Source organism: Acinetobacter sp. NIPH 817, from assembly GCF_000368405.1.
In the GTDB taxonomy this organism is placed as follows: Bacteria; Pseudomonadota; Gammaproteobacteria; order Pseudomonadales; family Moraxellaceae; genus Acinetobacter.
The window spans coordinates 261365-275155 of the sequence record NZ_KB849420.1 but is presented as its reverse complement, the minus strand read 5'-3'; the positions used below and the strand labels follow the sequence as shown (position 1 = coordinate 275155).

12 protein-coding genes are annotated in these 13791 nt (G+C 38.4%); 5 read left to right on the top strand and 7 right to left on the bottom strand.

Going from position 1 to position 13791, the window contains the following annotated elements:
- The first annotated feature begins 73 nt into the window (after positions 1-73).
- The 5 genes from F968_RS04890 to F968_RS04870 all read left to right on the top strand — a co-directional run bounded on the left by F968_RS04890 (position 74) and on the right by F968_RS04870 (position 4610).
- Positions 74-562: an NUDIX hydrolase gene (locus F968_RS04890; RefSeq protein ID WP_004790883.1), complete on the top strand. Its 489-nt coding sequence runs from the start codon at positions 74-76 to the stop codon at positions 560-562.
- 4 nt (positions 563-566) lie between these two features.
- Entirely contained in the window at positions 567-1700 is a 1134-nt protein-coding gene (gene mnmA / locus F968_RS04885) for a tRNA 2-thiouridine(34) synthase MnmA (RefSeq protein ID WP_004790881.1), read from the top strand.
- 13 nt (positions 1701-1713) lie between these two features.
- On the top strand, positions 1714-2445 hold the full coding sequence (gene hflD, locus F968_RS04880) for a high frequency lysogenization protein HflD (protein WP_004643577.1): 732 nt from the start codon (positions 1714-1716) through the stop codon (positions 2443-2445).
- A gap of 55 nt (positions 2446-2500) precedes the next feature.
- Positions 2501-3889: an adenylosuccinate lyase gene (purB, locus tag F968_RS04875; RefSeq protein WP_004790879.1), complete on the top strand. Its 1389-nt coding sequence runs from the start codon at positions 2501-2503 to the stop codon at positions 3887-3889.
- A gap of 82 nt (positions 3890-3971) precedes the next feature.
- Complete coding sequence (locus F968_RS04870; protein WP_004790876.1) at positions 3972-4610, top strand: DUF2238 domain-containing protein; 639 nt, start codon at positions 3972-3974, stop codon at positions 4608-4610.
- 42 nt (positions 4611-4652) lie between these two features.
- Here the strand turns inward: F968_RS04870 and blp2 are convergent, their stop codons facing one another.
- From blp2 to F968_RS04835, 7 genes are all read right to left on the bottom strand, one after another.
- Positions 4653-6839, bottom strand: a complete 2187-nt coding sequence (blp2, locus tag F968_RS04865; protein WP_004790875.1) for an Ig-like repeat protein Blp2 — start codon at positions 6837-6839, stop codon at positions 4653-4655.
- Between the two features lie 245 nt (positions 6840-7084).
- Positions 7085-7702 carry a cytochrome b/b6 domain-containing protein gene (locus F968_RS04860; protein ID WP_004790872.1) on the bottom strand — a complete coding sequence of 206 codons (618 nt, stop codon included), beginning with the start codon at positions 7700-7702 and terminating at the stop codon, positions 7085-7087.
- A gap of 138 nt (positions 7703-7840) precedes the next feature.
- Complete coding sequence (gene sohB / locus F968_RS04855; RefSeq protein ID WP_004790871.1) at positions 7841-8803, bottom strand: protease SohB; 963 nt, start codon at positions 8801-8803, stop codon at positions 7841-7843.
- Positions 8804-8949: 146 nt separating this feature from the next.
- Positions 8950-9852 (bottom strand): phosphate ABC transporter ATP-binding protein PstB, encoded by a 903-nt coding sequence (gene pstB, locus F968_RS04850; protein WP_004790869.1) that lies wholly within the window; start codon positions 9850-9852, stop codon positions 8950-8952.
- Positions 9853-9865: 13 nt separating this feature from the next.
- A complete protein-coding gene (pstA, locus tag F968_RS04845; protein ID WP_004790867.1) occupies positions 9866-11263 on the bottom strand; it encodes a phosphate ABC transporter permease PstA in 1398 nt (465 codons plus the stop codon).
- Positions 11260-12639: a phosphate ABC transporter permease subunit PstC gene (pstC, locus tag F968_RS04840; RefSeq protein WP_004790865.1), complete on the bottom strand. Its 1380-nt coding sequence runs from the start codon at positions 12637-12639 to the stop codon at positions 11260-11262. Before pstC ends, pstA begins: the two co-directional genes overlap by 4 nt.
- Positions 12640-12739: 100 nt before the next feature.
- Positions 12740-13771: a substrate-binding domain-containing protein gene (locus tag F968_RS04835; RefSeq protein WP_004790863.1), complete on the bottom strand. Its 1032-nt coding sequence runs from the start codon at positions 13769-13771 to the stop codon at positions 12740-12742.
- Positions 13772-13791: the final 20 nt, after the last annotated feature.

Below are 13791 nucleotides of genomic sequence, written 5' to 3'. Positions count from 1 at the left end.
TTATAAAAATCTTATCATAGCCAAAAACCCCTAAATTTCGTATCATACGTCTTTTAAATCATGGTGCTTTTTTATGGCCGCATGGACTCCTCATGTCACTGTTGCTACAGTCGTAGAAAAAGACGGACGCTATCTTTTTGTTGAAGAACATAGCGAAGGTTTTGTACACACAGTATTTAACCAACCTGCTGGTCATGTGGAATGCGGTGAGTCATTAACAGAAGCCGCTATTCGAGAAACACTTGAAGAAACAGGTCATCATGTTGAAATTGATGCCTTGCTTGGTATTTATACGTATACCCCGCCCATGTTTCCGGATCGTACCTATTACCGCTTCTGTTTTCTAGCACATGTGACTCAAGTTGAAAATAATCCTCAACTCGATACAGATATTGTAGCTGCTGTGTGGATGACACCAGATGAGCTCAAAGAATCTGCTCGTGCTCGTAGTCCACTCGTGCTCAAAGCAGTTGAAGATGCCATAAAAGGCCACCGTTATCCTTTATCGCTTATTTATGAGCACCCTTTCTCTCCCTCATTAACTTCTCATTTGGATGCCTAGTCCTATGCAACAACGTGTCATCGTCGGTATGTCTGGTGGTGTAGACTCTTCTGTTTCTGCAGCACTTTTACTTCAACAAGGATATCAAGTTGAAGGTCTTTTCATGAAGAACTGGGAGGAAGACGACGGCACGGAATACTGTACGGCAATGGAAGATTTAGCCGATGCTCAAGCAGTAGCGGATAAAATCGGTATTAAACTCCATACAGCAAACTTTGCTATGGAATATTGGGATCGCGTGTTTGAACTTTTCTTAGCTGAATATGCAGCTGGACGCACCCCAAACCCAGATATTTTATGTAATAAAGAAATTAAATTCCGCGCATTTTTAGATCATGCCATGACTTTAGGTGCAGACTTTATCGCGACTGGTCATTATGCTCGCCGTGGTGAAACTGCATATAACTCGAAAGGCGAAGCCTACGCACCATTATTACGTGGTGTAGACAATAACAAAGATCAAACTTATTTCTTGCATGCTGTTCATGGTAAAGAAATTAACAAAACCCTATTTCCAGTAGGTGAGATTGAAAAACCAGAAGTCCGCAGAATTGCTGAAGAACTTGATCTTGCTACAGCCAAGAAAAAAGACTCTACAGGAATCTGTTTTATTGGCGAACGTCGATTTAATGACTTCCTTAAACAATATTTGCCCGCTCAACCTGGAAAAATTGTACTTGATACAGGTAAAGAAGTTGGTGAACATCACGGTCTGATGTACTATACGCTCGGTCAACGTGGCGGAATTGGTCTAGGTGGTTTGAAGGGTGCAGCGGAAGGTGCATGGTTCGTACTACATAAAGATATTGCCAATAATCGCCTCGTTATTGGTCAGGGACATGAACACCCTCTCATGCAAAGCACACAGCTTTGGAGTGAGTCAATTGACTGGGTGGCGGGTGAACAGAATATTCCTGTTGAAGGTTTACGCTGTACAGCTAAAACACGCTATCGCCAACCTGATCAGACATGTACAGTTTTTATTGATGAAAATAGTGAACACGGTGTACGAGTTGAGTTTGATGAACCTCAGCGTGCTGTTACACCGGGTCAAAGCGTTGTATTTTATTCAGATGAAGTTTGCTTAGGCGGGGGTGTCATTCACCATACAAATGCCCCTACACCAAATTTTATTTAAGGGAATGAATGACATGGTGGAGTTACCATTTCAACAATCACAAGCCTTGAATGTTCGCCAAAACCGTGCCCTTGCCTTGGCTGGGGTATTTCAGGCTACCCAGCTCACGCACATGACAGCTTTAACGGGTCAGCAGAGTATTGGTGAAAGTGGTAACTTCTATTTTGAGCTGTTAATCAAAGCGAGTTTAAATATTCGCCCTACAGTCAACAATGGTGTGCAAACATTAGATTTTTTTAATCAGTTGGCAGATATTTCTTTAGGGCTTAAAACCCTCGAAAATTGTATTACTCAACCTTTTACAAATATGCCCAAATCTCGTCTTCCGAAAATGGGAACTGCCAAGCTCCCAATGTCATATGCGATGTCCCTTTTGCAATTAGAAAAGAAGGTCTATAGCAATCCTGAATACGTCGCAATCATTGAAAAAGCTCAGCAAAAAATTTTAAAACAGCTTTCTTTTTTTGATAATAACTACTTACACCCAAGCATTTTAGCCAATTTGGCTCAAACTTATGTTGATACTGCTGGGCAGATTAACCCTCGCATTCTCGTTCGTGGTAATGCAGAAGCATTTAAAGATACCAACCATACTAACCGCATCCGTGCTTGTCTGTTTACTGGTTTACAAATGGCCCATTTATGGCGACAACTCGGTGGTAGTTCTTGGAACATGATTTTTAGCAAACGTAAATTGCTACAGGATATTCAGGCACTTGCTCGTTTACAGTACCAAGTCATCTAAGGCTGTAAAGAGATTATTTTTTGTTTTATGTTTATTCCAACATTAAGGAATCGTTATGAACGCTTTAACCGCACTATCACCATTAGATGGACGTTATGCCAGCAAATGTGATGCGCTACGCCCTTTTCTTTCTGAGTTTGGTTTAATTCATGCTCGTGTCACTGTAGAAGTGCGTTGGTTACAAGCGCTTTCTAACCGTCCAGAAATTGTTGAAGTTGCTCCTTTTTCAAATGAAACAAATGCAGCTTTAGATGCAATTGTTAGCAACTTTTCTGAAGAAGATGCAAACCGCATTAAAGAAATTGAGCGCACAACTAACCATGATGTAAAAGCTGTTGAATATTTCTTAAAAGAGAAAATCGCAGGTATCGCTGAATTACAAAATGCAGGTGAGTTCATTCACTTTGCATGTACTTCAGAAGATATTAATAACTTGTCTCATGCACTCATGCTTAAAAACGGCCGCGAAGTTTTAGTATCAAGCATGAAGCAAATTTTAAATGCGATCTCTACTTTAGCAACAGCTCACGCTGAACAACCAATGTTGTCTCGTACACACGGTCAAACTGCAAGCCCAACAACTTTGGGTAAAGAAATGGCGAACGTTGCATACCGTTTAGCTCGCCAAATTAAACAATTTGAAAATGTTGAGCTACTCGGCAAAATCAACGGTGCTGTAGGTAACTACAATGCTCACCTTTCTGCTTACCCAGATGTTGACTGGGCAGCACATGCTCAAGCTTTTGTTGAATCTTTAGGTTTAACGTTCAACCCATACACGACACAAATCGAACCACATGACTACATGGCAGAGTTGTTTGATGCCTTACGTCGCTTTAACACGATTTTAATCGACTTTAACCGTGACGTATGGGGTTACATTTCTTTAGGTTACTTCAAACAAAGATTGAAAGATGGTGAAGTTGGTTCTTCAACTATGCCACACAAAGTTAACCCAATTGACTTTGAAAACTCTGAAGGTAACTTAGGTATTGCAAATGCTGTATTGGCACACTTAGGCGAAAAATTACCAATTTCTCGCTGGCAGCGTGACTTAACTGACTCTACTGTACTTCGTAATATGGGTGTTGGTTTTGCGCAAAGTTTAATTGCTTTTGATGCGTGTTTAAAAGGTGTTGGCAAACTTGAGCTCAATGCAAACCGTTTACTTGAAGATCTTGATCAAGCTCAAGAAGTTTTAGCAGAGCCAATTCAAACTGTTATGCGTCGTTATAACGTTGAAAAGCCATATGAGAAGTTAAAAGCATTAACTCGTGGTCAAGCAATGACTCGCGACATGATGGTTAACTTCGTAAATGGTGATGAACTTTCTCAAGTACCAAGCGAAGAGCGCGCACGTTTAGCTGAACTTACTCCTGCAACTTACACAGGTAATGCAGCTGAACAAGCTAAACAAATTAACGATTTAATTAGCAAAATCTAATTAAAAAGTTCATAAAAAGCGGAGCTTCGGCTTCGCTTTTTTATTACACTAATATAAAGCACAATAAAGTTATATTTCTAAAATGATCGAAAAACAATTCAAACTTAAACACTATATTGCTCTTGGCCTTATTTTTATTGCCATTATATTGTCTGGGATCCAGCCCCTTGAATTTGAAGCCTATTTACTTCATCAAGCAGGCACTGTTTTTATGTTGATTTTGCTTTTTATTATTTTTAAAAAGATTGGCCTCGATTTTTTAAGTTTTACTTTTTATTTAGTGTTCTTGTTGATCCATATTATCGGTGCGCACTATTTGTATTCATATGTTCCTTACAATGATTGGATTCAACATATATTCCATTTCAATCTAGATCAATACATGGGATGGTCCCGCAACATGTATGATCGTTTAGTTCATCTTGCCTATGGTGTTTTGCTCTACCCTCTTATTTATAGAGTTTTTCAAGTTTGGTTACCTACAGCACGGCCTTTTACTCTGTTTTTACTTGTGGTCCAATTCGTCATGGCATCTAGCGTTTTTTATGAACTCATTGAATGGGCAATTGCGATTGGCTTATCGCCAGAGCAAGCCGAAAATTATAATGGCCAACAAGGTGACATGTGGGATGCCCATAAAGATATGTTGTTAGCAACGATTGGTGCAATTCTCTATGAACTGGCGGCTCTTATAAAAATACCTAAAATAAATAATTCATAAATAAAAAAGCGCTCAATGAGCGCTTTTTTATTTATGAATTATTTAAACGACTGAATAAGTTTGATCTAACAGAGTTGATAAAGCCGAAGAAGTCGTATTTGGTAGAAGCTGTTCTAGATTAGTTGTGGCATCACTCGCTGTATTATTTACTTCGCTCTGCTCATTCACTACAGGCTTAGAATCTGTTGCAGATAAAATTTTTGCGATTGGGTCAGAAGTATCTGTTGAAGAACTTTTTAATAAATCATCTAATGACACAGATTTTTGCTGCTGACTAGTCGTTTCATTGGTTGTAGTTTGCGCTAACTTTAATGTATTTAACCCGACACTATCCACCATAGAAGGGACAACTTCATTTACATCACTACTGACAACTTCACTCGTACTCGCCACTTTTGGTGCGACGACATAAAAGGTAAATGGTGAACTCTCTTCACTGGGAAGACCTGCTGCATCTTTTTGAATTAAAGTAATTGTATGTTTCCCAACAGCTAAATCTTTATCAAGTGTAAATGACCAAGTCGTATTCTTACCTAAATCACCTATTGTAATAATTGAAATGACTACTCCATTATCATAAATAGTCAAAGTTGCATGAGATTCAACTTTAACAGTAAATTTTGGAGTTGCATCATCTGTTTCTGAGTTAACAAGTATTTGTTTTAAAGTAGTCCCATTATCATCATATACACTAAAACTAGGTTTATCAGGAGGTGTAGTATCTTTTGTTCCTGTGACTTCTGATGCTACTGAACTATTACCAGCACTATCTATTGCGGTAACCTTTGCAGTCTTATTATCAGTTAAAACAGGAGAAATCGCGATTGTAAATTTTCCATTCGCATCTGCCGTTCCCGTACCAATTACCTTAGTACCTATTGTTATTTGTATTTTCGCATTAGCTTCGGCTGTACCAGTAACAGATGTTCCCTCTGCATTCACTTGAGCTGTAGGTTTATCTGGCGCTATAGTGTCATAATCTATAGAAATTTCTAAGGGCTTTGACGTATTACCTGCCGCATCTTCAACAACAATCGTTGCCTTTTGTGATTCTTTTAATGCAGAAGAAAGCGTGATTTGAAATTCACCTTGGGCATTGGCCGTACCCATTCCAATCACTTTGCCATTAGCATCTTTAATTTGTACTTTGGTATTAGCCTCTGCGATTCCTTCAACCACTGTTCCTTCTTTATTCACTTCAACTAAAGGAATATCTGGAGCGAAAGTGTCTTTTCCAGCAATGATTTTAGTTGGCTCAGATTCATTTCCAGCTTTATCTACAGCAACCACTTTACCACCCGCTTCGCTGGTCAAAGGTGGAGTAAATTTGTAAGAAAACTTCCCATCTGAATTTGCTTTTGTAGTATCTATCAATTTACCACTGGCATCATAAATGAAAACCATTGCATCTGGTTCAGCCTTACCATCTAATATTGAACCATCTTCACTTAACTGGGCTTGTGGAGCATCGGGAGCAATTGTATCTTTTGTACCTGTAATAGCAGCACCAGTAGACTCTTTACCACCTCCATTTTGAGCAAAGACATTTAATTTATTTCCATCTGTCAAAGGTTTATCAAGCTTAATCGTAAAATTACCACTTGCATCTGTGTTACCAGAAGCAACCACATTTCCATTTAAATCTTTAATATAAATTTTGGCATTAGCTTCTGCCTTACCAGTGACGGTAACAGCATCATCTGCAAGTTTGAGTTCTGTTGGTTTCGCAGTGTTTGGGACATCAACAGGTGAATCATCTTTGTCATCTTTATCAAAAGCCCACAAATATAAACCTTCAGCAGCTAAGACCGCCAAACCTGCTTTTACTACATTACCCATCGAAAAACTTGGATCATTATCAACTGCCATTGTTGAAGCTGGTTGACTAGTACTTGTATAGGCTAAATCTGTGACATGGTTTAAACCTGTATAGTCGATCACCTTACCTTGTGCGTCGAATTGGGCTTCAACAAATTTTCCGTGTTCAGTCGGAAAAACAAGTGAATGGTCTGTTGTATTTGTTGCTTCATTAAAGAAATTTTCTAAAACAAGGGTTTCACCATTTTTTAAATGGATGATAAGACTTCCACCTTGCTTTTCCATTGATGCTATATCTTTTTGACTTACACCAATTTGAATGATTGCTGGTTGGTTTAAAACCACTTTATTGAGCCGACCATCTTGTAGAACGTCCAAACCCTCTTTGGATGCCACAATTATTCTTGTCATTATTTCCTATCCTGAATTTCAATTATATTTTTAAATGTCTAACTTTTTAAATGATTCATCTAAAAGCTATTTTATTGCTGTTTAAAATATCAAAACCATGTGTTTATCACAATTCAAAAAGCATATTTATCAATAATTATTTTTGACTTTTAATTAAAATATCTATTTCTCATAAAACTCATATCACCCTTAAATTTCACCGTGTTCGAGTATTTACTAAATCTCTCATATATTAATTCCATCATTTACATTCGTAAGTAAAAGAAGCTAAAAGTGCCTATCAGAATCAAAAGACATAAAGCAGCAAATTTAGTTATTTTCGCATCTGACAAGGTCATTTTCAGCATACTCCAGCCCTGAAAACGTTTTGCAAAAATGCTATTTAGAATAAGAGTTGAAACATGCAACAAAACCAAAGCTAAAAACAAGTTTGCAAAAAATTCATGTAGGTCTTTCAAAGAAAAATTAACATGTTCAGTTGCATACCCTAGCCCCACCACAATTGGAATCACGAGAAATATAAGTACAATTGAAGCTTGAAAAAGTCCAATACTGATTGAATGAATTGAATTTTTTGAAAAAATACTCTTAAAGTTTGCATGACTTAAAGATTTTTTGATCGCATTTATCGCTATGTTACTTCGTTTTTTAATACCGAATGGTGTTGTACTTGAAATATGTGGACTCAAAAAATCCCAGATCACTCGTACAGTAATACTAATAAGAAGTATGTACCCAAACATCATATGGACTTGGTGCAGATCTTCTTTATCTCCTGTGAAGTAAGCACCAATAAAACCAAGCATAATAATGATATGTAAAATACGTATGAGAATATCAATGTGTGACCATGTTTTTGACATTACAAAAACTCAGAAGTGAAAGATTAACTATAACTCTGACAATTGAAACTTAAACAAATATTAATCAAATTTCTTTCATCACTCACATAAAAAAAAGAGCACCTATGTAGGTACTCTCTATTTCAAAATCTAGCTTAATTAAAATCTAGTATCACGCATTTGCACTAAGGTTGAATTGGCTTTGGCCAACGTGTCTGCAACTTTATTCATTACAGCCGGAATCAAGCTATCTGCCATTTGAGCCGCTTGCAAACCTAACTTTTCACCTAATGTTGCTTTCTTACGTGTATTAATCACATAAACATCATGCTGTGGTAATAACGCTAATAGATACTCATCAGATGTTTGTAATTTATCAACAAGATTTAAATCTAGCGCATCTTCACCATACCAATGCTCACCTGTAGCGACTTTATCAACATTAAGTTGTGGACGGTACTTCTCTACAAAATGTTTAAATAACACATGAGTTTGTTGAAGCTCTTCTTCGAACTTCGCTTTACCTTCAGGGGTATTTTCACCAAACATCGTGACAGTACGCTTATATTGCCCTGCTGTGTAAAGCTCGAAATCCACATTGTGTTGTTTTAAAAGACGGTTAAAGTTTGGAACTTGAGCAACCACACCAATTGAACCAACAATAGCAAACGGCGCCGCAATAATTTCATTTGCAATACATGCCATCATATAGCCGCCACTTGCTGCTACTTTGTCTACGCAAATCGTCAAATGGAAGCCCGCATCGCGTAGACGTACCAATTGAGCTGCTGCTAGACCATAACCATGTACCATGCCTCCTGGGCTTTCAAGGCGAACCACAACACGGTCACGGCCTGCTTTAGCGGTTGCTAAAATGAGGGTAATTTCTTCTCGCAAGTTTTCAACTGCTGAGGCCTGAATATCACCCTTAAAATCTAAAACAAAGATTTTCTGATTGTTTTTACGGCGAATTTTAGCTTCTTTAGCAAGTTGTTGAGCCAATTGTAAAAGTTCTAAACGGCTTGCAGTTGTTTGTGCAATTTTTTTTCTCTGTTCATTTACACGTGCATTTAAATGACTCACACGTATTTCTGCAGGGAGTTTAGGCAAATGGAATAACATAAAATTCTAAGCTCATAAGTTATCTTTTATAGCCTTAAGATGTGGTCCTTTTGATTAAAATTCAATAGCGTTTTTGCAAAATAGAGTCATTTTCATTTATAAAATAAAAAAAGAGCACATGGCTCTTTTTTTATATGGAAGACTAATTAACCGAATCGTCCAGTAATATAAGCTTCCGTTAACTGATGGTCAGGTTGAGTAAAGACTTTTTCAGTTGAGTTAACTTCAATCAAATCACCTAAATGGAAATAAGCAGTACGATCTGAAACACGTGCCGCTTGTTGCATTGAGTGAGTCACAATTACAATTGTATATTGCTCTGATAGATCAGAAATCAATTCTTCGATTTTTGCTGTTGCGATTGGGTCAAGTGCAGAACATGGCTCATCCATCAAAATCACTTCAGGACTTACTGCAATTGTACGAGCAATACATAAACGTTGTTGCTGACCACCTGATAAACCAGTACCTGGTTGATTCAAACGATCTTTCACTTCTTCCCATAAACCCGCTTTACGCAAGCTATTTTCAACAATTTCTTCAAGATCATATTTATCGCGCGCGAGACCATGAAGTTTAGGGCCATAAGCTACGTTATCAAAAATAGTTTTAGGGAACGGGTTTGGCTTTTGGAATACCATACCAACCTGAGCACGTAATAATACGACATCAAGGTTTGGATCATAAATATTGTGGTTATCGAGTGTAATTTTACCTGTCACACGGCAACCATCAATAGTGTCATTCATGCGGTTTATCGTACGAAGAAAGGTCGATTTACCACAACCTGACGGTCCAATAAAAGCAATAACTTCGTTCTTGTAAATATCAAGGTCAATACCTTTAATCGCTTCAAAATCACCATAATAAACATGGGCATCTTGTGCACTAATTTTGATTTCGGTTGAGTTCTGCTTTTTTGAGGTTTGTGGTTCAAAATGCGAAACATACGAAGTGCCATGATTCTGCGATTTATCTGTAAATTGAGATTGTTCAGTGTTCACTAACTTATCCTTTTCTAAGGAATTCGTAATATCAATAGTATTCATTATTTATCCTCTATTACCAACGCACTTCGAACTTTTTACGTAACCAAATTGCAAGACTGTTTAAACCAATCATTAGTGCAAGTAGTACGATAATCGCAGCGGCAGTACGGCCTTCGAAGAAGTTACGCAACTCATTACCTTGCCATAAGTAAACTTGGACAGGTAATGCAGTTGATTGATCAAATGGTGTTGCTGGAATACTTGCAACGAATGCACTCATTCCAATTAAAAGTAAAGGTGCAGTTTCACCAAGCGCATGAGCAACACCAATAATTGAGCCGGTCATAATGCCTGGTAAAGCTAATGGTAAAACGTGGTGGAAAATGGTCTGGAACTTAGAAGCTCCCAAACCAAGTGCGGCTTGTCGAATAGAAGGTGGCACTGCTTTTAATGAAGCACGCGTAGTAATAATGACTGTTGGTAATGTCATCAAACTTAAAACTAAACCACCAACTAATGGAGCAGATAACGGTAAATGCATCCAGCCAATAAAAATTGCCGCACCGAGTAAACCAAACACAATTGAAGGAACAGCAGCAAGGTTATTGATGTTAACTTCAATAATGTCTGTGACAATATTCTTTGGAGCAAATTCTTCAAGATAGATTGCGCTGGCAACACCAATTGGAATCGCAATAATGATTACAATCAGCATCATGAATAATGAACCCATAAATGCGCCAGCAAGACCACTAATTGCTGGTGAACTACGAGAGTCCGGATTCTTAAACAAGTTCAAATTGAACGTATTTTCAAGAACACCTTTTGCTTTTAGTTCATCCGCAAGTTTACGTACTTCTGGTTCAAGTTGTTGCTGATCATCTGGCAATGAACGGTCAATATTACCTTTTAACCAGACATCAACATTGGCATCGCCCAAGAAATTAATATTTTCTTTTTTACCAATAAGTGATGGGTCTGCAAAAACCATGTCACGTAAACGATAAGCCTCTGAACTTGCATAAAGACTACTTAAGTAATCACGCTCACTAGCAAGTGCAGGATCTTTGGCAATCATTCCATTTACAATAATGCCATCCCAATCCACCATACCCATTTTAGTTTGCCAATCGACATAACGCTCTTGGTAATGAGCAGGTGTTTCACCTTGAGTACGTACAGGGACTGGACCTGCATCAATGACTTTCGGATCGAAGTAAATTGGAACATTCATGCTCGTTTGCCAAAAAGCAGGTAAACCTTTTGCCAAAATACTGCTAAACAATAGCGCTACGAATGCAAGACCAATAACAACTGCCGATAAACCAGCAAAACGGAAAGCTTTTTCTTTACGGTGGCGTTTAGCTAATGACTTTTCAATCACTTTTTTACGGCGATCACGTGCTTGAGCAGCAGCTTGTGGATCAAATACGTTCTGATCCATAGGAGACGATGTATTTGATGTACTCATTCGTATTGCTCACGGTATTTACGCACAATGTACAGTGCAACAATGTTTAAACATAAGGTAATCACAAAGAGTGTCAGACCTAACGCGAATGCAACCAAAGCTTGTGGGCTGGCAAAGTCAGTATCACCAGTTAACTGTTTTACGATCGTAACGGTCACTGTCGAAACAGCTTCAAATGGATTTGCATGTAAAAGTGGACTGTTCCCTGCTGCCAAAACCACAATCATGGTTTCCCCTACGGCACGAGAGACAGCTAATAAAAAGGCACCAGTAATACCCGGTAAAGCAGCAGGTAAAACGACTTGACGAATTGTTTCAGACTTCGTTGCTCCAAGTCCTAAAGAACCGTCACGCATTGCACGAGGTACTTGGGTAATAATGTCGTCTGATAAAGAAGAAACAAACGGAATAATCATAATCCCCATCACGAAACCAGCAGTTAAAGCACTGGTCGCGTTAATTTCAAGACCAACGTAAGCACCAGCTGTCTTGAAAAATGGTCCAATAATCATCATGGCAAAAACACCATAAACAATTGTTGGAATACCCGCTAAAACTTCAATTGTTGGTTTTGCCCACGAGCGTAACCAAGGAGAGGCATATTCAGCTAAATAAATGGCAATCATTAATCCAATGGGTACGGCTACTAATAAAGCAATGCCGCTGACCATGAGTGTGCCCCAGAGTAATGGCAATAAACCATAACTACCTTCAGCATTACCCGAAGTACTAAAGCCTGGATTCCACTCTGTCCCGAAGAAGAAATCAAGCGGGCTTACAAAACGGAAGAAGTGCATTGCTTCACCAAACATCGACATCACAATACCGATGGTTGTTAAAATCGCAACTCCAGAACATAAAATCAAAGCAACATTAATCGCACGTTCAACTTGATTACGCGCACGATATTGTTGATTAATCTTTTTCTTTGCCCACACTAAACCTAATAAAGCTGCACAAACTACAACAGCAAATTTGGCAAAAGAGCCAATGGTTTGAAATTTTGCAAACTGTTGTGCAGCAGCTAATTCATAGGCTGCCGGCTTATCACTTACCCCAAAACCTGAAGCAATCGCTTGAACACGATCAATCAAGACACTTCTGCCAGCTTCATCAAGTGATGCACTTACAGATGCAGGAATATTATTAAAGATAATGTGATTTAAAATACTTGGTTCAACCAAGCTCCAAATGATCAAAATTAAAAAAGCAGGGATACCGCACCAAAGACCAACCAGTGCACCATAATAACCAGGACGAGAATGTAATGTCGCCGAGTTGCTTCCCTTACCTGCTAGGCTACGGCTCTTTCTCAGCCCAAGTTGATATGCGATTGCCACAAGGGCTAACAACACACCGATAAGTAGCAGATTCATGTACTCTCCACTGTTTTCTCAATTGTCATAATTTGGAAAAAACAAGTTAGACAAAAAGGCTGATGAACTCTCAAGATCACCAGCCTTCATTCAAACTAACTTATTTAACAGTTTTACCTGCTTTAAAGTCAGCCAAAACTTTTGCACGTTCAGCATCAGACATTGCGATTAAGCCATCACGTTCAGCTTTAGAACCTTTACCTGTTGCTTTTTTGCTTACGAAATATTCTACATATTGCGGTAAGCCTTTAACTGATTTTAAATGTTCGCCTTTCACGTAGAAGAACAATGGACGAGACACAGGATATGTACCGTTCAATACAGTTTTCTCAGATGGAACAACGTTATTTACTGTTGCTACACGTAATTTGTCACGGTTCATATCATAGAAACTTAAACCAAACACGCCTACTGCACTTGGAGAAGTCTTTAAGCGAGCCAGAGTTTCTGTATAGTCGCCAGCAATTTCAATTACACGGCCATCTTTACGGAAAGTAGAACATGCTTTCTTCTGAGCATCTTTATCTAAGTTCTTGAAGTATTCATATGATTCACAACCAGCATCAACCATTTTCTCTTGGAAAACTTCACGAGTACCGTGGTTAGATGCAGGAATTACAAGTGTAATTGGTTCATTTGGAAGTGATTTGTCAATCTGGTTCCAGTTTGTATATGGGTTTGGAACCAACTTACCTTTTGAAGGTAACTGTGCAGCCAAAGCAGCAAACACATGGTAAGGTTTTAATTTATAAGCTGCTTTGTGTGAGTTAGACGCAAATACGATACCGTCGTAACCAATTTTGATTTCTTGAATTTGTTTTACACCAGCTTTGTTACAAGCTTCAATTTCAGTACTTTTAATTTTACGAGAAGCGTTAGCAACGTCGATTGTGTTATCGCCAACACCTTGACAGAATTGTTTCAAACCAGCAGAAGAACCGCCAGAACCAACTACAGGAGTTTTAAATTGAGGAAATGTATTACCAAACTCTTCAGCTACAACGCTGGCAAATGGTAGTACAGTTGAAGAACCAGCAATTTGAATCGTATCACGAGCTGCATTTGCAGTCGTTGTTACAGCTGCCCCAGTTACTGCTAACGCAATTGCGATTTGACGTGGATTTAAGCGCATTCTGTTCTCTCTCATTAATG